The 20,511-nt window shown below is 67.7% G+C and carries 21 protein-coding genes; 16 read left to right on the forward strand and 5 right to left on the reverse strand.

Annotated features, from left to right (window positions below):
* Window positions 1–42 precede the first annotated feature (42 nt).
* The 8 genes from nadD (at window position 43) to holA (ending at window position 7,859) form a co-directional block, all read left to right on the forward strand.
* On the forward strand, window positions 43–738 hold the full coding sequence (gene nadD / locus EGT50_RS02760) for a nicotinate-nucleotide adenylyltransferase (protein WP_206615739.1): 696 nt from the start codon (window positions 43–45) through the stop codon (window positions 736–738).
* Entirely contained in the window at window positions 739–1,158 is a 420-nt protein-coding gene (rsfS, locus tag EGT50_RS02765) for a ribosome silencing factor (protein WP_127951044.1), read from the forward strand.
* 80 nt (window positions 1,159–1,238) lie between these two features.
* On the forward strand, window positions 1,239–1,820 hold the full coding sequence (locus EGT50_RS02770; protein ID WP_235870567.1) for a histidine phosphatase family protein: 582 nt from the start codon (window positions 1,239–1,241) through the stop codon (window positions 1,818–1,820).
* A gap of 118 nt (window positions 1,821–1,938) precedes the next feature.
* A complete protein-coding gene (octT, locus tag EGT50_RS02775; RefSeq protein ID WP_127951367.1) occupies window positions 1,939–2,661 on the forward strand; it encodes a diglucosylglycerate octanoyltransferase in 723 nt (240 codons plus the stop codon).
* Between the two features lie 4 nt (window positions 2,662–2,665).
* The gene (locus tag EGT50_RS02780) at window positions 2,666–3,523 is read left to right on the forward strand and encodes a DegV family protein (protein ID WP_127951046.1); all 858 of its coding nucleotides are present in this window, start codon (window positions 2,666–2,668) and stop codon (window positions 3,521–3,523) included.
* A gap of 69 nt (window positions 3,524–3,592) precedes the next feature.
* Entirely contained in the window at window positions 3,593–4,504 is a 912-nt protein-coding gene (locus EGT50_RS02785; RefSeq protein ID WP_127951047.1) for a helix-hairpin-helix domain-containing protein, read from the forward strand.
* A complete protein-coding gene (locus EGT50_RS02790; protein WP_127951048.1) occupies window positions 4,501–6,885 on the forward strand; it encodes a ComEC/Rec2 family competence protein in 2,385 nt (794 codons plus the stop codon). The genes EGT50_RS02785 and EGT50_RS02790 overlap by 4 nt, the downstream gene beginning before the upstream one ends.
* Window positions 6,882–7,859: a DNA polymerase III subunit delta gene (gene holA, locus EGT50_RS02795; protein ID WP_127951049.1), complete on the forward strand. Its 978-nt coding sequence runs from the start codon at window positions 6,882–6,884 to the stop codon at window positions 7,857–7,859. The genes EGT50_RS02790 and holA overlap by 4 nt, the downstream gene beginning before the upstream one ends.
* Before the next feature lie 144 nt (window positions 7,860–8,003).
* On the opposite strand, the gene rpsT is transcribed toward holA, so the two are convergent.
* Complete coding sequence (rpsT, locus tag EGT50_RS02800; protein WP_127946565.1) at window positions 8,004–8,264, reverse strand: 30S ribosomal protein S20; 261 nt, start codon at window positions 8,262–8,264, stop codon at window positions 8,004–8,006.
* Window positions 8,265–8,364: 100 nt separating this feature from the next.
* Entirely contained in the window at window positions 8,365–8,922 is a 558-nt protein-coding gene (locus EGT50_RS02805) for a type II toxin-antitoxin system PemK/MazF family toxin (protein WP_127951050.1), read from the reverse strand.
* 152 nt (window positions 8,923–9,074) lie between these two features.
* On the opposite strand from EGT50_RS02805, the gene lepA reads away from it, so the two are divergent.
* Window positions 9,075–10,934, forward strand: coding sequence for a translation elongation factor 4 (lepA, locus tag EGT50_RS02810; protein WP_127951051.1), 1,860 nt, complete (start codon window positions 9,075–9,077; stop codon window positions 10,932–10,934).
* 24 nt (window positions 10,935–10,958) lie between these two features.
* Window positions 10,959–11,891 (forward strand): NAD(P)H-dependent flavin oxidoreductase, encoded by a 933-nt coding sequence (locus EGT50_RS02815; RefSeq protein WP_127951052.1) that lies wholly within the window; start codon window positions 10,959–10,961, stop codon window positions 11,889–11,891.
* Window positions 11,892–11,916: 25 nt separating this feature from the next.
* Here EGT50_RS02815 and EGT50_RS02820 read toward each other — a convergent pair whose 3' ends face one another.
* Window positions 11,917–13,884, reverse strand: coding sequence for a glycoside hydrolase family 15 protein (locus EGT50_RS02820; protein ID WP_127951368.1), 1,968 nt, complete (start codon window positions 13,882–13,884; stop codon window positions 11,917–11,919).
* A 101-nt stretch (window positions 13,885–13,985) separates the two neighbouring features.
* Here EGT50_RS02820 and EGT50_RS02825 point away from each other — a divergent pair, with 101 nt between their 5' ends.
* The 6 genes from EGT50_RS02825 to EGT50_RS02845 all read left to right on the forward strand — a co-directional run bounded on the left by EGT50_RS02825 (window position 13,986) and on the right by EGT50_RS02845 (window position 18,262).
* A complete protein-coding gene (locus EGT50_RS02825) occupies window positions 13,986–14,207 on the forward strand; it encodes a hypothetical protein (RefSeq protein ID WP_127951053.1) in 222 nt (73 codons plus the stop codon).
* Between the two features lie 133 nt (window positions 14,208–14,340).
* A complete protein-coding gene (locus EGT50_RS17375; protein ID WP_408014582.1) occupies window positions 14,341–14,430 on the forward strand; it encodes an Ms4533A family Cys-rich leader peptide in 90 nt (29 codons plus the stop codon).
* Window positions 14,431–14,662: 232 nt separating this feature from the next.
* Window positions 14,663–15,694 carry a sulfate ABC transporter substrate-binding protein gene (locus tag EGT50_RS02830; protein WP_127951054.1) on the forward strand — a complete coding sequence of 344 codons (1,032 nt, stop codon included), beginning with the start codon at window positions 14,663–14,665 and terminating at the stop codon, window positions 15,692–15,694.
* Window positions 15,694–16,515, forward strand: a complete 822-nt coding sequence (cysT, locus tag EGT50_RS02835; RefSeq protein ID WP_127946574.1) for a sulfate ABC transporter permease subunit CysT — start codon at window positions 15,694–15,696, stop codon at window positions 16,513–16,515. The genes EGT50_RS02830 and cysT overlap by 1 nt, the downstream gene beginning before the upstream one ends.
* On the forward strand, window positions 16,512–17,318 hold the full coding sequence (gene cysW, locus EGT50_RS02840) for a sulfate ABC transporter permease subunit CysW (protein WP_127951055.1): 807 nt from the start codon (window positions 16,512–16,514) through the stop codon (window positions 17,316–17,318). Before cysT ends, cysW begins: the two co-directional genes overlap by 4 nt.
* Window positions 17,315–18,262, forward strand: coding sequence for a sulfate/molybdate ABC transporter ATP-binding protein (locus EGT50_RS02845; protein WP_127951056.1), 948 nt, complete (start codon window positions 17,315–17,317; stop codon window positions 18,260–18,262). The genes cysW and EGT50_RS02845 overlap by 4 nt, the downstream gene beginning before the upstream one ends.
* Window positions 18,263–18,343: 81 nt before the next feature.
* Here EGT50_RS02845 and EGT50_RS02850 read toward each other — a convergent pair whose 3' ends face one another.
* Both EGT50_RS02850 and EGT50_RS02855 read right to left on the reverse strand, forming a co-directional pair.
* Window positions 18,344–19,219, reverse strand: coding sequence for a sirohydrochlorin chelatase (locus EGT50_RS02850; protein WP_127951057.1), 876 nt, complete (start codon window positions 19,217–19,219; stop codon window positions 18,344–18,346).
* On the reverse strand, window positions 19,182–20,510 hold the full coding sequence (locus tag EGT50_RS02855; protein WP_127951058.1) for a sulfate adenylyltransferase subunit 1: 1,329 nt from the start codon (window positions 20,508–20,510) through the stop codon (window positions 19,182–19,184). Before EGT50_RS02855 ends, EGT50_RS02850 begins: the two co-directional genes overlap by 38 nt.
* Between the last annotated feature and the right edge of the window lies 1 nt (window position 20,511).

The following is a 20,511-nucleotide window of genomic DNA, read 5'->3' on the forward strand; positions in this document are numbered from 1 at the left end:
CAGCAGCCGACGCAGACTACCCCCCGGCGCCGCCTCGGCGTGATGGGTGGAACCTTCGATCCCATCCACCACGGCCACCTCGTGGCGGCCAGCGAGGTCGCGGATCGGTTCGCGCTCGACGAGGTGATCTTCGTCCCCACCGGGCAGCCGTGGCAGAAGGGCGCCCGGCATGTCAGCTCCCCTGAGGACCGCTACCTCATGACGGTCATCGCGACCGCCTCCAATCCGAGGTTCTCCGTGAGCCGGGTCGACATCGACCGCCACAAGGTCACGTATACCGTCGACACACTTCGCGACCTGCGGGCCCAGCACCCGGACGCGGATCTGTACTTCATCACTGGTGCCGACGCGCTCGAGAGCATCCTGACGTGGCAGGACTGGGAGGAGCTGTTCGGACTCGCGAAGTTCGTCGGCGTCTCCCGCCCCGGCTACAAGTTGCACACCGAGCATCTCGTCTCGCACCTCCAGCAACTGCCGGCTGACGCGGTTCACCTGATCGAAATCCCGGCCCTGGCCATCTCTTCGACCGACTGCCGTCAGCGGGCAGCCGAAAACCGGCCCGTTTGGTATCTCGTCCCGGACGGCGTCGTGCAGTACATCAGCAAGCGCAACCTGTACCGCGCTAGCGGCGACGCCCGGTCCGACGGCGCGGTCTCGATTTCCGAGCCGGCCCCGACGAGACAGGCCAGCGCCCAACCACCAGAATCGACAACACCAGCAGAACCGGGAGAACACTGAGTGAGCGCTTCGAACGAGGCCATCGCCTTGGCACGCATCGCCGCGCTGGCGGCCGACGAAAAGTTGGCCTCCGACGTCGTGGTGCTGGACGTTGCGGAGCAGCTCGTGATCACGGACTGCTTCGTCCTTGCCTCCGCCCCCAACGAGCGTCAGGTAAACGCGGTTGTCGAGAACATCGAGGACAAGCTCCGCGAGGCCGGGCACAAGCCGGTGCGTCGAGAGGGCACCCGAGAAGGACGGTGGGCGCTGCTCGACTACGTCGACGTCGTCGTACACGTCCAGCACACCGACGAGCGCAACTTCTATGCGCTGGATCGGCTGTGGAAGGACTGCCCGGAGATCACCGTCGAGGGCATCGAGCAGCGGGAACCGCCGGCCGACTCCGAGTCGGTGAGCGAGGCGGAGGAGCCGGGACTGTGAAAGCGGCCGAGTCCGGGTCGGCAGTCAGGCGGCTGATCCTGTTGCGACACGGGGAGACCCAGTTCAACGCCACGAACCGGATGCAAGGACAGCTCGACACCGACCTATCCGATCTGGGACGGGCGCAGGCGAAGACAGCCGCGCAGGCCCTCGCCGAAAAGCGTCCGTTCGCGATCGTTGCATCAGACCTGCGGCGCGCGCACGACACCGCGCTCGCGCTCGGCGACCACGCCGGGCTTCCTGTCGAGACCGACAGGCGGCTCCGGGAAACGCATCTCGGCGACTGGCAGGGGCTCACCCACACAGACGTCGACGCGATCGCGCCCGGCGCGCGAGCCCAGTGGCGCGACGACGCCGAATGGGCGCCACCGGCCGGAGAAAGCCGCGTTGACGTCGCCGCACGTAGCCTCCCGGTGGTGCAGGAACTGCTCGACCGGCACGAGGAGTGGGGATCGGACCCGCTGGTGCTGGTGGCGCATGGCGGCCTCATCGCCGCGCTGACCGCGCGGTTGCTCGACCTACCGGTGGATCGGTGGCCGGTACTCGGGGGACTCGGGAACACCAGCTGGGTGCAGCTCAGCGGACATCGGGAGGGTACGGAACAAGCATGGCGGTTGGATGTATGGAACGCGTCAGCGAGCGTGGCCAGTGACGTCCTCTGACGGCTCGGCCGTCGTGACGTCCTCTGACGGCTCGGCCGTCGTGACATCCTCTGACGGCTCGGCCGTCGCGACGTCCTCTGACGGTGCCGCTGCAGAGGACGTCCAGCGGCCCGTTCTCCTGGTGATCGCGGATTCGCTTGCCTACTACGGACCCAAGGGCGGGCTACCCGCAGACCACCCCCGGATCTGGCCGAGCCTGGTCGCGAAGGAACTGGGGTGGGAGGTCGAGCTCGTGGCGCGGATCGGTTGGACCAGCCGGGACGCGTGGTGGGCGATCACGCAGGATCCGCGGGTGTGGGCCGCGGTATCGCACGCCGAGGCCGTCGTATTCGCGGTCGGCGGCATGGACTCGCTCCCGTCTCCGCTGCCGACGGCACTGCGCGAACAGCTGCGTTACATCCGCCCGCCTGCGCTGCGGCGTGTCGTCCGTTCCGGCTATCAGTGGCTCCAGCCGCGGCTGTCGAAACTGGGCCGCCCGGTCGCGTTGCCGCCGTCGCTGTCGGTCCGATACCTCGAGAGGTGCCGGGACGCGCTCGTCGCGATCCGGCCGGACCTGCCGGTGATAGGCACCTATCCGTCGGTGCACCGATGCGACGCGTACGGGCAGGTGCACACCGGTCGTACGCCAGCGGTGCGGGCGCTCGAGGCGTGGTCGGCCGAGAAGTCCGTACCGATGGTCGATCTCGCGGCCGCAGTCCGCGAGAACATCTTCTCCGATCGGGCCAATCCGGACGGCATCCACTGGGGCTGGGAAGCCCACGAGGAGGTCGCGGCGGCAATGATCGACGCAATCAAGAACGCCCGTCGCTCAGCGACCTCCGTCGAGATCGAAGAGGGGTAGAGGCGTGGCGGTCGTCGTCGTCACCGACTCCTCGTCGTGCCTGTCGCCGGAACTGGCCGACCAATACGGCATTCGGGTTGTGCCCCTGCATGTGCTCCACGACGGCCGTGACTTGCGCGATGGCGTCGACGAGACTCCGGAAGACCTATCCGGGGCGACCACGTCTGGGGCTTCGCCCGGGGAGCTCGGCGAAGCGTACGCGGCGGCGCTGGCGGCCAGCGGCGGTGACGGCGTCGTTGCCGTGCACATCTCGACCCACCTGTCGGGAACCTGGGAGGCGGGACGTCGGGCGGCAGAGGATCTGGGCGAGAAGGTTCGGATCGTCGATTCGAAGTCGACAGGGATGGGGCTCGGCTACCCTGCGCTTGCGGCGGCCAGGGTCGCTCTGGCCGGAGGCAGCCTCGAGGACGTTTACCAGAAAGCTGTCGAGGTTGCAGCAGGCGGGCGCACGCTGGTCGTGGTCGACCGCCTGGAGCACTTGCGGCGCGGCGGGCGGATCGGCACGGCAGCCGCCCTGCTCGGCACGGCACTGGCGATGAAGCCGGTCCTGCATCTGGTCGACGGCAAGCTCGTGCTGCGGGAGAAGACGCGAACGTCGACCAAGGCTCGGGCCAAGTTGATCGACGCGGCCGTCGAGCTGGCCGGTGGGGACGCCGTTGCAGTCGCGGTGCACCATTGTCACGCGCGTGAACGTGCGGATGACGTTGCGGCGCAGCTGAAGGAACGTATCCCCTCGGTCAGCGAACTGGTCGTCACCGAGATCGGGAGTGTGCTCGGGGCACACCTCGGTCCAGGGTCCGTCGGTGTCGTGGTCTGTCCGAGTGGTGTGGAAGTCGGGGATTCATCCACAGCCGCTCGCTGATCCACAGGTTTTCTCCACGAGACGTTTTCGGCCGATTGCGCGTGGTCGCCGGAACCTACGGTCGCCAGTATGGGTACCGATCAGGATCGAGCGAGGGCGCGCAGTCGGCTCGCGGTAGCGTCCGCGGGATCGGCGCCAACGCCCAAGGGCCACCACCACGAGACCGACGACCTCGATGCCGGCGACACCTCGATGTGGGTGCCGGAATGGTTGTCCGGCACGGACGCCGCATTCGACGAGGCTGACCGGTGGCCGGAGACTTCCAGGTGGAGCGGCCCGCGTCTGAGCCCGGGGCGTAGGGGAGCTGCTGCACTCGTCGTCGTCGGGCTGGTCGCGGCGGGGATCGCGGCGGTGTCGGTGTGGCGGGATCGACCCACTGCACAAGCGGTTCCGCCGCTGCCGATCGTCGAGGTCCGGGACGCGGAGGCCGTGCCTGACGGTGGCGCGGCACCGGCGGGGACCTCGACAAGTCCGTCGGCGCCACCAAGTCCGTCGACGACACCTCCACCCGACGAGCATCTGGTGGTGAGTGTCGTCGGGCTTGTCAATCATGCTGGTCTGGTTCTGCTTCCGCCCGGCTCGCGTGTTGCCGACGCTCTCGAAGCCGCGGGGGGACCGCGGCCGGGGGCGGACCTGCTCGGGCTGAACATGGCCGAACGCGTGCACGACGGGGACCAGATCCTGGTCGGGGTGGTGCCGCCCGACGGTGGGCCGAGCCCTGTCGGAAGTGCACATGTGGGCGCCGGCACGGCCTCGGGCACCGCCATAGGTGCGCAGGCAAGGCGTGTCGGGAAGATCAATCTGAACACGGCCGCTGAGACGGAACTCGACGCGTTGCCCGGCGTCGGCCCCGTCACTGCGGCGGCGATCGTGTCGTGGCGGCAGACCAACGGCAGGTTCACCGACGTCGAGCAGCTGAGTGAGGTGGATGGCATCGGACCCGCCCGACTCGCGAAACTGCGGGACCTGGTGATGCTGTGACGGATTCGGACCGCCCGCTCGACGTACGTCTCGTACCGTCCGCGGCGGTGTGTTGGGCCGTGACGATCGTCGGTTTGCTCGCGGGATGGCGTCCCGTGGCGGTGCTCGCCGTCGGGCTCGCCGGGTTTGGTGCCGTGCTGACGGGTCTCGCAGCGTACCGCAGGCGCGGGGTCTGGCCGGACGCGGCTCGGGTCGCTGTGCGCGTGGGGGTCGTCGCGGCTGCGCTGCTCGGTGCCGGGTTCGCCGCCGCGATCGCGGTGCGCACGCACGCTGCCGCGGTTCATCCGCTTGCACAAGAGGCGGAGTCGGGCGGCTTCGCGACTGTGACCGTCGTACTCGAGGAAGATCCGAAGGCGCTTCGTGGCAGAGGATTCGGAGGCGATAGGCAGCTGTTGGTCCGGGCATCGTTGCGTGAGGTGTGGGACGGCGATTCGCGGGTTCGGGTCGGGGGATCGGTGCTCGTCTTCGCTGAGGGATCGCGGTGGGGCGGTCTGCTACCCGGCCAGAGGGTGACCCTGCGCGGACGTCTCATGGAGCCCGAGCGCAGTGATCTCACCGTCGCCGTCGTCAGGGCCACGGGGCCGCCGGTGCACGTCGATCCACCATCGACGATCCAGCGTTGGGCCGGCGGCGTTCGCGACCGGTTGGCTGCAGCGGCTTCAGCTGCACTGCCGGCCGATCAGGCTGGTCTGCTGCCGGGACTGGTCGTCGGGGACACCTCTCGGCTGTCGCAGGACGTCGAGGGCGAGTTCACCGCGGCTGGGCTGACGCACCTCACCGCTGTGTCCGGGGCCAACGTTTCGATCATTGTGGGCGCGGTGCTGCTCGTGGTCCGCGGAGTCGGGATCGGCCCACGCTCCGGTGCGTTGCTGGCTGCCGCGGCACTGGCCGCGTTCGTCGTCATCGCCCGGCCGTCGCCGAGTGTGCTTCGCGCCGCTGCAATGGGATGTATTGCCCTGCTCGCGCTGGTGACGGGGAGACGGAAACAGGCGCTGCCTGCGCTGGCTGCGTCCGTCGTCGTGTTGCTCGCCCTGTTCCCCTCACTCGCAGTGGATTTCGGTTTCGCACTATCTGTGGTCGCGACCGCGGGCCTGATCCTCGTGGCCCCGGTCTTGGTGGACCGAATGCGGGATCGGGGTTGGCCGCGATGGATCGCCGAGATGTGCGCTGTGGCGCTCGCAGCGTTCGTGGTCACGGCGCCACTTGTGGCGGCCATGTCGGGCACGGTCAGTGTCGTATCGGTCGTCGCGAACATCCTTGTCGCACCGGTCATCGCGCCGATCACGGTCGTCGGCGCGGTGGCCGCAGTCCTTGCTACGGTGTGGCTTCCGGCGGCCATCCTCGTCGTGCGGATCGCGGGCCCGCCGCTGTGGTGGCTGCTCGAGGTTGCCGATCGCGCAGCGGCGGTCCCGGGAGCGACGGTCGCGGTCCCGGACGGGCTGGCGGGAGCGATCGTTGTGGCGGTCGGTGTCGCGGTTGTGGTGCCCGCCATGCGGTATCGGTGGTCGCGGCGGATCCTGTTGGCGCTTGGGATCGGTGTGGCCGCGGTGTGGCTCCCAACGCGGGTGTACTACCCGGGATGGCCGGCCGCGGGATGGTCATTCGTCGCGTGCGACGTGGGGCAGGGGGATGGTCTGGTGCTGTCCTCGGGCGACGGTCGCGCCGTGGTCGTCGACGCAGGTCCTGATCCTGCGCCGATGGATCGGTGTCTGCGAGGCCTCGGGGTCGGCGAGGTGGCTCTGGTGATCGTGACGCATTTGCACGCCGACCACTATGGCGGCCTCGAGGGAGTGCTGGACGGCCGTGCGGTCGGCGCAATCGCGATCGGTCCGTCGGATCTGCCTCACGGTGGGTTCCGATTCGTCTCGGCGACGGCCGCCCGTGCCGGCGTCGCCCTGGTTCGGTTGGCTCCGGGACAGGAGGTGACGACGGGGGAACTGCGGCTACAGGTTCTGGGACCCTTGGTCCCGCCGCCACGCGACCCCGAGGCGGCCGACGAGGCGGCCAACGACGGTTCGCTAGTGATCATGGCGCACACGCCGGCCGGGACGATCCTGCTGACCGGCGACGTGGAGGCGCGGGGACAGCACGCACTGCTGCGGGCGGGCGTGCCCCTGCGGGCCGACGTGCTCAAACTTCCACATCACGGATCGCGCACGACAGCAAGGGAATTCATCGAAGCGGTACGGCCGCGTCTCGTGGTGATCAGTGTCGGTGCCGGTAATTCCTTCGGGCACCCGAATGGGGCCGTCGTCGACTGGATTTCAGCACTGGGCGCTATGACGGCCCGAACCGATGTCGATGGCGACGTCGCCGTGGTTCGCTCCGGGGCCGGGGCACTTGCGGTGGTGGGGAGTTCCCGTGGCACGATCGTCCGGTGAGCCTTTCAACACGACCTGATTCGCTCCACCTCGTTCTCGGCGACGAGGAGTTGTTGGTCGAGCGCGCAGTCGCCTCGGTGGTCCGTGCGGTCCGCGCGGCTGCGGGTCCGGCCGGTGAGGACATCCCTGTCTCTCGCCTGCGGACCGGGGACGCGAGCGCCCCCGAGTTGGCGGAACTGCTCAGCCCGTCGCTCTTCGCGGAGGATCGGGTGATCGTGCTCGGGGCGGCCGCCGAGGCGGGCAAGGACGCGGTCACGCTCGTCCAGGACGCCGCCGCTGACCTGCCGGAAGGTGTGGTGCTGATCGTGCTGCACTCCGGCGCTGGCCGGGCGAAGGCGATGGCGGGGGTGCTGCAAAAGTCCGGCGCCACCGTGCACCAGTGCGCGAAGCTCAAGCCCAGCGAGCGGGTGGACTTCGTGCGCGGTGAGTTCCGTGCCGCGGGGGTGCGGGTGGGTACCGAGGTGCTGGAAGCGGTCGTCGAGGCTGTCGGATCGGACCTGCGCGAACTCGCTTCGGCCTGCTCGCAGTTGGTCGCCGACACCGGTGGGAAGATCGATGCGGCCGCGGTTCAGCGGTACTACTCGGGTAGGGCCGAGGTGTCGGGATTCGACGTCGCGGACAAGGCCGTTGCCGGCGACAGTCGCGGCGCGCTGGAGGCCCTCCGATGGGCGATGCATCGTGGGGTGGCACACGTCCTGCTCGCCGATGCGCTCGCCGATGCGGTCCACACGATCGCGAGAGTTGGCTCGGCCGGTCGCGGTGACCCGTTCCGGATGGCATCCGAGTTGGGCATGCCGCCGTGGAAGATCAAGAAGGCACAGGCGCAGGCCCGTGGGTGGAATCCCGCCTCGATCGGTGAGGCACTGCAGGTCGTCGCAAAGCTCAATGCGGACGTCAAGGGTCAGGCCGCCGACGCGGACTACGCCCTCGAGTGGGCTGTGCAGAAGGTCGCGGACCTGTACGGGGGTGGCTGAGCGTTCGGCGCTGTCGCTCCGTCACCGGACGAGGAGCGTCACCGAATAGGGAGTGGGGGAAGACCCCGAACAGAAAGTAGCCCCCGATCTGCGACCGGGGGCTACTTCCGCAGAGCTTGCGACGGCGGAACCGTCAGAAACTTGTCAGAGCGAGTTGGCGAGCTTCGCGAGCGCCGACTTCTTGTTGGCGGCCTGGTTGGCGTGAATGACGCCCTTGCTGGCGGCCTTGTCGAGCTTGCGGCTGGTGGAGATCAGGAGCTCGTTGGCCTTGTCCTTGTCACCGGCTGCCGCGGCCTCGCGGAAGGAACGGATAGCCGTACGCAGCGAGGACTTGACCGACTGGTTGCGGAGTCGGTTGCGCTCGTTGGTGCGGATCCGCTTCACCTGGGACTTGATGTTGGCCACGCGTAAAATCCTGTCTTTGGTTTCTGTCAAAAGCTCTGGGCACACGTGTGCGCCGACCGACGACACTACCAGTAGCCGTTTGGTGTTCTCAAATGGGCGGTCAGTGCCAGCTGTAGTCGCTCTTCAAGCGCGCGGCGACGGAGTTGAAGCGTTCGCGGTCGAGGATCGCTCCCTCGCGGCGGATGCCTTCCTCCGGGACGTCGAGGACCCGGTCCAGTCGGACCCAACTCGGCCGGCTCTGCGGGTCCCACCTGCCGGTGCCCAGAGCCAACCAATCGGGATCGGTGCCGCGTTCGCTGTTCGACGAGAGCATCAGCCCGAGCAGCGTGTGCCCGTCACGGCCGATGACGAGGACCGGGCGATCCTTGCCGCGGCTCGGGTCCTCCTCGTACGCGACCCACGTCCAAACGATTTCGCCCGGGTCGGCCTGTCCATCGAGGTTGGGGGCGTACTCGATCTTCCGTGCCCGGTGCGCGGTGGGTGCAGACGTGCGTGACACGGGGCGACCGGGCTTGGCACCGGGATGCGGCGGGCCGGCGATCGCCTCGGTTGCGCGCCTGACGGGTCGGCTGTTCTGCAGCTGCCGAAGCAGTTTCGGTCCCTGCTTGGCGGCATAGTCGCCGAGCATTCTGCCGATGCTGCCCCAGGTGCTCGCCATGAGTCCGAGAGTAGTGGTGCGGCCGACGCGAACCGGCCTCTGACCCTGGATGTGTACGCGCAGCGGTGTTCAAGGGATGATGGTGGGCGCGGGACGCGGCGGATGTCGGACCGGGTCGGTGTAGGTGCGTGAGTGAGACGAGGGAATAGGGCTTGAGCAGCAACTTTGCGGAGAAGACGTTCACCGATCCGGCGAGGATCCGGAACTTCTGCATCATCGCGCACATCGATCACGGAAAATCCACCCTGGCCGACCGGATGCTCCAGCTCACCGGCGTCGTCGAGGAGCGGGCCATGCGTGCGCAGTACCTCGACCGCATGGATATCGAACGCGAGCGCGGCATCACCATCAAGGCGCAGAACGTGCGCCTGCCGTGGAAGGTCAAGGACGATGACGGCGTCGAGCAGGACTACGTCATGCACCTCATCGACACGCCCGGTCACGTCGACTTCACCTACGAGGTATCCCGTGCGCTGGAGGCGTGCGAGGGCGCGGTGCTACTCGTCGACGCCGCGCAGGGCATCGAGGCGCAGACGCTGGCGAATCTGTACCTGGCCCTCGACAAGGACCTCACGATCATCCCGGTGCTCAACAAGATCGACCTTCCGGCCGCCGACCCTGACAAGTACGCCGCCGAGATCGCCCACATCGTGGGCTGTGAACCCGAGGACGTGCTGCGGGTCTCCGGCAAGACCGGTGTCGGCGTGGCGGAACTTCTCGACGAGGTGGTGCGTCAGGTGCCGTCGCCCGTCGGTGACCCGGAAGCCCCGGCACGCGCGATGATCTTCGACTCCGTCTACGACACCTACCGCGGCGTCGTCACGTACGTCCGTGTGGTGGACGGCAAGATCGTCCCGCGCGAGAAGATCAAGATGATGTCGACGGGTGCCACCCACGAGTTGCTCGAGGTCGGCATCGTCTCGCCCGAACCCAAGCCGACCGCCGGTCTCGGCGTCGGTGAGGTGGGATACCTCATCACCGGGGTCAAGGACGTGCGCCAGTCGAAGGTCGGCGACACCGTCACCACCGCGCGCGGCGGCGCCGCCGATCCACTGACCGGATACCGCGAACCACAACCGATGGTGTACTCGGGTCTGTATCCGGTGGACGGTTCCGACTACCCGGACCTGCGTGACGCGCTCGACAAGCTGCAGCTCAACGATGCAGCGCTGACGTACGAGCCCGAGACGTCGGTGGCCCTCGGCTTCGGATTCCGGTGCGGCTTCCTCGGGCTGCTGCACATGGAGATCACCCGGGAGCGCCTCCAGCGCGAGTTCGGTCTCGACCTGATCTCCACCTCGCCCAACGTGGTCTACCGCGTCGTGCTCGAGGGCGGCGAGGAACAGATCGTCACCAATCCTTCTTACTGGCCCGAGGGCAAGTCGCGGGAGATCTACGAGCCGATCGTCAAGTGCACGATCATCACGCCGAGCGAGTTCATCGGCTCCATCATGGAGCTGTGTCAGTCCCGCCGCGGTGAGCTCGGCGGCATGGACTACCTCTCCGAGACGCGCGTCGAGCTCCGCTACACGCTGCCGATGGCGGAGATCATCTTCGACTTCTTCGACTCGCTCAAGTCGCGCACCCGTGGCTACGCGAGCCTCGACTACGAGGAGGCTGGTGAGCAGCTGTCCGACCTGGTCAAGGTCGACATCCTGCTGCAGGGTGAGGCGGTCGACGCGTTCAGCGCGATCGTCCACAAGGACGCCGCGTACACGTACGGCAACAAGATGGCCACCAAGCTCAAGGAACTGATCCCGCGGCAGCAGTTCGAGGTGCCGATCCAGGCCGCGATCGGATCGAAGATCATCGCCCGCGAGAACATCCGCGCGATCCGCAAGGACGTGCTCGCCAAGTGCTACGGCGGTGACATCTCCCGCAAGCGCAAGCTGCTCGAGAAGCAGAAGGAAGGCAAGAAGCGCATGAAGACGATCGGTCGCGTCGAGGTCCCCCAGGAGGCCTTCGTCGCGGCGCTGTCTTCGGAGGCGAGCGCAGACAAGCCCAAGAAGTAGGGCCCAAGAAGTAAGGGGGACTCGATGATCGACACCCGGCTGACCCGCGAGCTGGAGCTGGCGGTGCCGATCCTCGGTGCCCCGATGGGCGGGCGCGCGGGCGGGCGCCTGGCCGGCGAGGTCACCCGCGCCGGCGGGCTCGGTCTCCTCGGGGCTGCCCGATACGCCACCCCCGACTGGGTCGCCGAGGAGGCTGCGATCGCTCGTGAAATCGGCGGAGGACCGCTCGGCGTCGGGCTGATGACCTGGGCGCTCGACGCCGACGACTCCCTGCTCGATGCGGTGCTGGCCGAGGATCCGAGCCTGGTGTCGTTGTCGTTCGGAGATCCTGCACCGTACGTCGAGCGGGTCCACGCGGCCGGGGCGCTGGCCATCTCGCAGGTCAACACGCTCGATGACTTGCGGGTCGTGGAGCGGGCCGGGGTCGACTTCGTCGTCGCGCAGGGCCACGAGGCAGGTGGCCACACCGGACGGATCGGGACGTTGCCGCTGCTGCAGGAGGTGCTCGACGCGACGAGCCTGCCGGTGCTCGCGGCCGGCGGAATCGGGACGGGCCGCGGGCTGGCCGCTGTCATCGCGGCAGGTGCGGAAGGCGCCATGATCGGCACGGCCCTACTCGCCAGCCCCGAGACGATTGGCCCGGAGTATGCGCGTGGCAAGCTGATTGAGGCGGGCAGCGCCGACACCGTCTACACGTCGATCTTCGACCGGGCGCGTGACCAGCCATGGCCGGCCCGGTGGGGTGGGCGCGCCCTCGCCAACGAGTACACCACCATGTGGCACGGGCAGGGCGCCGACAACGAAACCCTTTCCGCAGCTTACGATCCCGAGGACCCGGATCTGGGTGTCGTGTACGCGGGCGAGGTGGCCGGTCTCGTGACGTCGGAACGTCCCGCGAGTGAGGTGGTGCGCGTCATCGCGACCGACGCAGAACGGCTGTTGCGTCGTCCGTTCTGACGCGCCGGGGCGAAGCCCGGATCCGTCAGGAGCGCCCGTGCGCGGGCTGGAAGGTCCCCGTGTCGCCGGACTCCTCAGCGCGGATGACGTGGACGACGGCATTGATCAGCGCGAGGTGGGTGAACGCCTGCGGGAAATTGCCCAGGTGCCGACCGGTCTTGGGTTCGATCTCCTCGGCGTAGAGCTTCAGGGGGCTGGCGTACCCGAGCAGGCGCTCGCACAACTGCTTGGCACGATGGAACTCGCCGATCTCGACGAGTGCCGAGACCAGCCAGAACGAGCAGATCGTGAACGTTCCCTCCTTGCCCGACAAGCCGTCGTCGGTGGACTCGACCCGGTAGCGCAGCACCAGTCCGTCCTCGGTGAGTTCATCCGCAATCGCCAAAACCGTCGCCCGGATGCGCGGGTCATCGGCGGGCAGGAACCGCAGCAGCGGCGCCAGGAGCAGGGACGCGTCGAGGGACGGATGCCCGTAACGCTGCGTGAACACTCCGCGCTCGTCGACGCCGTGCTCGAGGACATCGGCCCTGACCTCCTCCGCGAGCTCGGCCCACTGTTCCGCGTAGGCGCTTTCGCCGTGCATTGCGGCGAGCTTGGCGCCACGGTCGAGCGCTACCCAGCACATGATCTTCGAGGACGTGAAGTGTTGTGGCTCCCCGCGCACTTCCCAGATCCCGCGGTCCGGTAGGCGCCAGTTCTCGACGACCTCCTCGATCTGCCGCTCGAGCAGCGGCCACAGCGTCTCGGGTACCTGGTGGCGGGACCGGACGTGCACATACACCGAGTCGAGCATGGTGCCCCAAATGTCGTGCTGATTCTGGTTGTAGGCGCCGTTTCCGATCCGCACGGGCCGTGCACCGTCATACCCCCTCAGGTGGCCGAGTTCCTCCTCGACGAGGGTGTGCTCGCCACCGACGCCGTACATCACCTGCAGGGACGTCGGCTCGCCGTCGTCGGATTGCGCCGCATCGAAGATGAAGGAGAAGAAATCGTTGGCCTCGCGGTCGAGCCCCAGGGTGTACAGGCCCCACAGGGCGAAGGTGGAGTCCCGCACCCATGCGTACCGGTAGTCCCAGTTCCGCTCTCCCTGAGGGGTTTCCGGCAGAGACGTGGTAGGGGCCGCGAGCAGTGCACCGGTCGGAGCATAGGTCAGACCCTTGAGCGTCAGAGCGCTGCGCTGCAAGTGACCGCGCCACGGATGGTCCGGGAAGTGTCCGATCGTCACCCACTGCCGCCAGCACTCGGTGGTCTGCCACATCTTCTCGGCAGCCTCCGCGAACGTCTGCGGGGCGGACACTTCGGACCACGACAGCGCCACGAACGCGTTGTCCCCCTCCACCATGCGGGTTCGGGCCCGAGCCTCGCGACCCTCGAGCCCCAGACGCAGGTTCGAGGTCAACCGCAGTGTCGGGTGTAGGCCGGGCGCTGTGGTGCGACAGCTCGCGGTGGCCTCCTCGTACACCTTGCCCGTGTACTCCCAGCGCACGGGGGCTCGGTGATAGTCGAAGGCCGGTTCGCAGCTCATCTCGACCTCGACGGTGCCGCTCACGCACTTCACCGTGCGCAGCAGGATGTGCTCGGCGTCCCAATCCGACGGTGTGCGACGCCGGGTGGGGGAGCGTTGCTCGGTCGCATGCCACCGCCCCATGACAAGCGCGTCACGCACGATCAGCCATCCCGTCTGCGTCTGCCACGTGGTCTCGAGAATCAAACCTCCCGGCAAGTACCGACGCGCTGCCGGCACGTTCTGGCCGTACGGCCCGATCCGAAAGTGTCCGGCGCTGCGGTCGAGGATCGCGCCGAACACGCTGGGGGAGTCTGGACGCGGAATGCACATCCACTCCACTGCGCCGTTGCGGGCGACCAGGCAGTTCGTCTCGCAGTCGGACAGGAACGCATAGTCGTCGATTGGAGGGAAGGCACTGCGATGCTTGTGTGGCACCTCGGCGGAGTCTCCCAGCGGGGTGGCAGTGGACTGCTCGGAGGACGTCATCACCTCATCATCGACCTGCACTGCCTTCACCGTCCACGGTTCGGGGGCCCGTGATGGTTGGCCTGTTCGGTGGCGGTGAGGGCAGCGGCTAGGGTGGTCGTGTGGACCAACTCGCGAGTTGGTGGGACGGCGCCGAGTTGTGGATCGCCGGGCTGCCGTTCATTCCCCAGGTCATCCTGGTGCTGGCGGTGATGATCCCGCTCTGTTTCGGCATCGCCTGGGTGCTGGACCGCGTCTTGTCCGCAGTGTTCGTCCTGGTGGGGCGCGCGGAGGCCGATCCCGGTGTGTACCCGGACGAGCAGACGAAGGTGGGGGGTTCCTGATGCCACGCTCCCGCGTGACTATCGCGCTGATCGCACTGCTCGTGCTTGTTGTCGTCGCCTGGTTCCTGACCCGCTGAGCCGTCCTTCTTGTCGGGATTCGGACCCCCTCCGCGCCTCTGCTAAAGTCTGCCCTGTGTCTGTCGCCGCTGCTCCCAGGGTCCGCCATGAATTGGCGTTGATCGCTGTCGGTGCTCTGACGGTTGCCGACATTCACTGTTGCTGATTCGACTCTCGGCGTTGTCTCCCGCATGAGGCCCGGTCGCTGACCACCGCGATCCTGCTCATGCGATGTCGACCGCGGACGTGGTGTGATCCGTCCTCAGAGCGTCATCGCGCCGAGCGCCGTCCCTCCCAGGAACTCGGTGAGAGTTCCGAACGCCGAGACCCGGTGTTTGCCGGGTTGATTCCCTATGTGGTCTTCTGCACTTGCCGGCTCGCTTGGAAGGTTATCCGCCATGAGGCACCGTTCCCGCTTGTTACTGACCGCGCTCGTCGCGATCGGCGCAGTCGCGCTGACCGCGTGCAGTGGCGGTTCGAGTGACGTCGTGGGCGGCGGCGATATCGGTGGGGACGGCAGTAGGGGCACCGTCAGCGTGTTCGCATACGGGGTTCCCAAGCCCGGTTTCGACAAAGTCATGGAGGGGTTCGCCGAGACCGAGGAAGGCGAGGGCATCGCTTTCAAGCCCTCCTACGGTGCATCGGGAGATCAGTCCCGCAAGGTCGAGGACGGTGCCCCGGCCGACTTCGTGAGCTTCTCGGTCGAACCCGACATCACCCGACTGGTGGAAGCAGGTCGCGTCGACGAGCACTGGAACAGTGACGCGTACCACGGGATTCCCTTCGGCTCGGTCGTCACATTCGTCGTCCGCGAGGGCAATCCGAAGAACATCCGGGACTGGGACGATCTCATTCGGCCAGGTGTCGAGGTCGTCACCCCGAATCCGTTCAGTTCGGGCTCGGCCAAGTGGAATCTCCTGGCGCCGTATGCCGCCGAGAGCGGCGGCGGCAGTGATCCGCAGGCCGGGATCGACTACCTCGAGAAGTTGGTCGGCGAGCACATCAAGGTGCAGCCCAAGTCCGGGCGGGAGGCAACGGAGGCCTTCCTGCAGGGTCGCGGCGACGTCCTGTTGAGCTACGAGAACGAGGCGCTGTTCATCGAGCGGAGCGGCGACCCGGTCGAGCACGTGATTCCATCGGCAACGTTCAAGATAGAAAACCCGGCTGCTGTGATCTCGAACAGCCCGAACATTGTTCAGGCGAGGGCTTTCCGGGACTACCTGTACACGCCTGAGGCGCAACGACTGTGGGCCGAAGCCGGCTTCCGTCCGGTCGATCCGGCGGTCGCGAAGGAGTTCGCAGACGACTTCCCGCAGCCGCAGCAGCTGTGGACCATAGCCGACCTCGGTGGCTGGGAGACCGTCGACGCGGATCTGTTCGATTCGCGTACCGGCAGCATCGCCGCCGTCTACGACAACGCGACGAAGTAGTGGCGCGCCGCAAGAACTGGCTCGCGGTCACCGGGACCGTCGGCCCGCTGGGTATCGGAGTCGCGTCGCTGTGGCTCAGCGTCATCGTGCTGCTGCCGCTGGCCGCGCTGACCGTCGCCTCGCTCGAGGACGGAATCGGCGGATTCTGGGAAGCGATCACCGCGCCCAGCGCGCTCGCCGCCCTCCAGGTGACGGTAGCGGTGTCGGCGATCGTCGCACTGATCAACGTCGTGATGGGAACGATGATCGCGTGGGTCCTCGTGCGCGACGAGTTTCCTGGTAAGCGGATCATCAACGCGCTCATTGATCTGCCGTTCGCGCTGCCCACGATCGTCGCGAGCATCGTGCTTTTGTCGCTGTACGGGCCGGAGAGCCCGATCGGCGTGCACCTGAGCGCGACGCGGCCCGCCCTGATCATCGCGCTGGCATTCGTGACGCTGCCGTTCGTCGTGCGATCCGTGCAGCCCGTGCTGATCGAAGCTGACCGCGAAGTCGAGGAAGCGGCCGCCTCACTCGGAGCGAGCAACTGGACCATCTTCCGCCGGGTGGTCCTGCCGACCCTGACGCCGGCGATCATCAGCGGTGCCGGATTGGCATTCGCCCGCGCGATCGGCGAGTACGGCTCGGTGGTACTGATCGGCGGCAACATCCCACGTGAGACCCAGGTGGCCTCGCAGTACATTCAGCAGCAGATCGAGATCGACAGGCCGGTCAGTGCGGCCGCGGTGTCGATGGCCCTGCTCGCGATCGCGTTCGCGACGTTGTTCGTGCTCCGTGTCTTCGCGGCCCGCAACCAGCGCAGAGAGGAGCACGCACAGTGAAGATCTCCCCGCTGGCTCGCATCAGTCTGCGCACGGTCGTGCTGGTGTATCTGTTCGCGCTGCTGTTCACCCCGGTCGCGGTCATCCTCTACCGCACGTTCGAGAACGGGTTCGTCGCGTTCTACGAGTCCATCAGCACGCCCGCCGCCATCTCGGCGCTCAATCTGTCGCTGCTGATCGTGGCGATCGTCGTCCCCGTCAACGTGGTCTTCGGGATCGTCACGGCGCTCGCCCTCGTCCGCGGCCGTTTCCCTGGACGCGGTCTGCTGCAGTCGGTCGTGGACCTTCCGTTCGCGGTCTCTCCCGTCGTCGTCGGCGTCTCGCTGATCCTGCTCTGGGGTGCCGGTGGCTGGCTCGGCGGCGTCGAATCGTTGGGCTTCCGGGTGATCTTCGGGCTGCCCGGCATGGTGATCGCCACGATCTTCGTGACACTGCCGTTCGTGGTCCGTGAAGTCGAACCGGTCCTGCACGAGATCGGCGACGAGCAGGAGCAGGCCGCCGCAACCCTCGGCGCGTCGAAGTGGCAAACGTTCTCTAGGATCACGCTGCCGGCTATCCGCTGGGGCCTTACATACGGTGTCGTGCTCACGGTGGCGCGCGCGCTCGGCGAGTTCGGTGCGGTGATCATGGTCTCGTCCGGCATTCCAGGTGAGTCTCAGACCTTGACGCTGCTGGTGCATGCGCGATACATCGACGACCACAACACTTTCGGGGCGTACTCGGCGGCGACGCTACTGATGGCGATCGCGCTGCTCACCCTGCTGCTGATGACTCTGCTCGACCGCAAGAGGAGCACGACATGATTACCGTGACCGGAGCGCGCAAGAACTACGGCGACTTCGCCGCGCTCGACGACGTCACCCTCGAGATTCCCTCGGGTTCGCTGACGGCCCTGCTCGGACCGAGCGGCTCGGGCAAGTCGACGCTGCTGCGGTCGATCGCCGGACTCGAGCATCCGGATTCGGGCACGATCACGATCGCCGGCAAGGACGTCACCGGCGTGCCGCCGCAGAAGCGCGACATCGGGTTCGTCTTCCAGCACTACGCCGCGTTCAAACACATGACGGTGCGTGACAACGTTGCCTTCGGGTTGAAGATCCGCAAGCGTCCCAAGGCGGAAGTCGCCAGGAAGGTCGACGACCTGCTCGGCATCGTCGGACTCGACGGCTTCCAACACCGCTACCCCGCGCAGCTGTCGGGTGGCCAGCGTCAGCGCATGGCTCTCGCGCGTGCCCTCGCGGTGGACCCGCAGGTGCTTCTGCTCGACGAGCCGTTCGGTGCGCTCGACGCGAAGGTGCGCGACGACCTGCGTGCGTGGCTGCGGCGCCTGCACGACGAGGTCCACGTGACGACCGTGCTCGTCACCCACGATCAGGAGGAGGCGCTCGACGTCGCCGACCGGATCGCGGTGCTCAACCGGGGGCGAATCGAACAGGTCGGAACCCCGCAGGAGCTCTACGACACCCCCGCCAACGACTTCGTGATGTCGTTCCTGGGACCGGTCGCCCGGCTCAACGGGCAACTGGTGCGCCCACATGACCTGCGCCTGGACCGCAACCAGCTACCGCAGTCGTTCGCGGCCACTGTCTCCCGTGTCGTGCGCCTCGGCTTCGAGGTGCGGGTGGAGCTGCAGCCGAAGACCGGTGCGCAGGAACTATCCGCGCAGATCACGCGCAGCGACGCGGAGGCACTGGACCTCCGCGAGGGGGAGACCATCTACATCCGGCCGACCGACATATCCGGCTAGGGAAGAGAGGATCCCTGCGCTCTCCGAGCCAAGCCCTCTCCGCGTAGTCCTTCCGGCAGTCCCCTCTGAGTGGATCAGCACTCAGGCCGATCGTTTGGCCTGTGTCTGGAAGGTCTGGGCCCTACCGGAGGCATAGCGGTCGAGGGCGACTTCGGCGACGCTGGGGTGCGCGCCGATGGTGTCCGCGAACACCGCATCGGGGGCGACTTCCAATGCGGCTCGGCCGAGGCGGTCGGTCAGTCGGCCGGGCGCCAGGAACCACGGTGCGATCGCGATCCGCCCCGCGCCCCGCGAACGCAGCCGGGTGATCGCCTGTCCGACAGTGGGCTCCGCGGACGTCACGAAGCAGGTCTCGACACCCCACCCGGTCCCCTCGCTGAGGACGGCGGCCAGCGCGCGGGTGCGGTCGTTCGCCGACGGATCGGACGAGCCGACTGCAGCGAGGACGACTCCGGTCTCGGCGTCGTCCGTGGCGATACCCGCCGCGACGATCCGCTCCCGCACCGCAGCGACGAGGCGGGGATCGTGCCCCAGCACGTCCGACGGGAACACGCTCAACTGCGGATGGCGGGCGCGGGCTGCGGCGAGAATGCCCGGCAGGTCCACCCGTGCGTGGTAGGCGCTGCCGAGGAGGAGTGGAACAACGACGGCCGTCGAATGGCCCTCTGCGGCGACGGCGTCGAGCACCTGGTCGACCGAAGGCGCGGTGAGATCCAGGAAACACACTCGGACGTCGAGTTCCGGGTGCCGGGCGCGGATCGCCGCCACGGCGGCCGTGACCACCCGCGCGGAGCGGGGGTCGCGGCTGCCATGGGCGACAGCGATGAGCGGAACCGTCGCGGCAGCGACCTGCGGGTGCCCCGTCGCGGCAGCGACCTGCGGGTGCCCCGTCGCGGCAGCGACCTGCGGGTGCACTGTCTCAGACCCGTTCGCCGAGTTCGACGGCGGCGATCGCATCGCCGACGAGTCCAGCCGCCAGCGTGTTGCCGCCGGCCGGGTCGATCAGCAGGAAGCTACCGGTGTGCCGGTTCACGGTGTAGTCGTCGGCCACGATCGGGTCGGCGACACGCACCGAGATCTTGCCGATCTCGTTGAGTTCGAGCGTCTCCGGGGACGCCTCTGACACCAGTTCCTGCTCGTCCAAGCGCTCCACGAGTGCACCCACGATCGCCTGCGTGGTGCGCGTGCCGTGCTTCAGTAGCAGGCGCGCGCCCGGGCGCAGCGGCTTCTCGGCGAGCCAGCACACGGTCGCGTCGAACTGATCGATCGGCTCGGGCGAGTTCGACGGAGACGCGATCGTGTCACCGCGGGAGACGTCGACGTCGTCGGCGAGCACCAGCGTGACACTGCGTCCTGCGTGGGCGACGTCGAGTTCGCCGTCGGCCGTGTCGATCCGGGACACGGTGGTCCGGGTGCCTGACGGCAGGATGACGACCTCGTCGCCGGCCACGACCGAACCGGCGGCCACCTGACCGGCGTAGCCGCGGTAGTCGGGGAAATCGGCGGTGCGCGGTCGGATCACGTACTGGACCGGGAACCGCAGGCCCACATCGTGTTTACCTTCGTTGTCGCCGTCCACCGGCACCGACTCCAGGTGCTCGATCAGCGTCGGGCCGTCGTAGTACGGCGTGTTCTGCGAGTGCACCGCGACGTTGTCGCCGTGCAGTGCCGAGACCGGGATCTCCACGACGTCCTCGGGCGCCCAGCCCAGGGACGTGGTCAGCTCGTTGAACTCGCTGGAGATGTCGGCGAACACCGTCGCCGGATTGTCGACGAGATCGATTTTGTTGACCGCCAGCACCAATCGCGGCACGCCGAGCAGTGCCAGGACCGCGGCGTGCTTGCGGGTCTGCGCAACGACACCCTTGCGAGCGTCGACGAGCAGGATCACCAACTGGGCGGTCGAGGCGCCGGAGACGGTGTTGCGGGTGTACTGCACGTGGCCGGGGGTGTCGGCGAGTACGAACGACCGGCGCGGGGTCGCGAAGTAGCGGTACGCGACGTCGATCGTAATGCCCTGCTCGCGTTCGGCGCGCAGGCCGTCGACCAGCAGAGACAGGTCCGGGGTGGACAGGCCCTTGTCGACCGACGCACGGGTGACCGCGTCGATCTGGTCGGCCAGAACGGATTTGGTGTCGTAGAGCAGCCGACCCACCAGGGTGGACTTGCCGTCGTCGACGCTGCCGGCAGTGGCCAGTCGCAGGAGTTTCGTCTCGCTTCGCGGGCTACGCTCGTGAAGGTCGCTCATG

Source organism: Rhodococcus xishaensis (assembly GCF_004011825.1).
Classification (GTDB): domain Bacteria; phylum Actinomycetota; class Actinomycetes; order Mycobacteriales; family Mycobacteriaceae; genus Prescottella; species Prescottella xishaensis.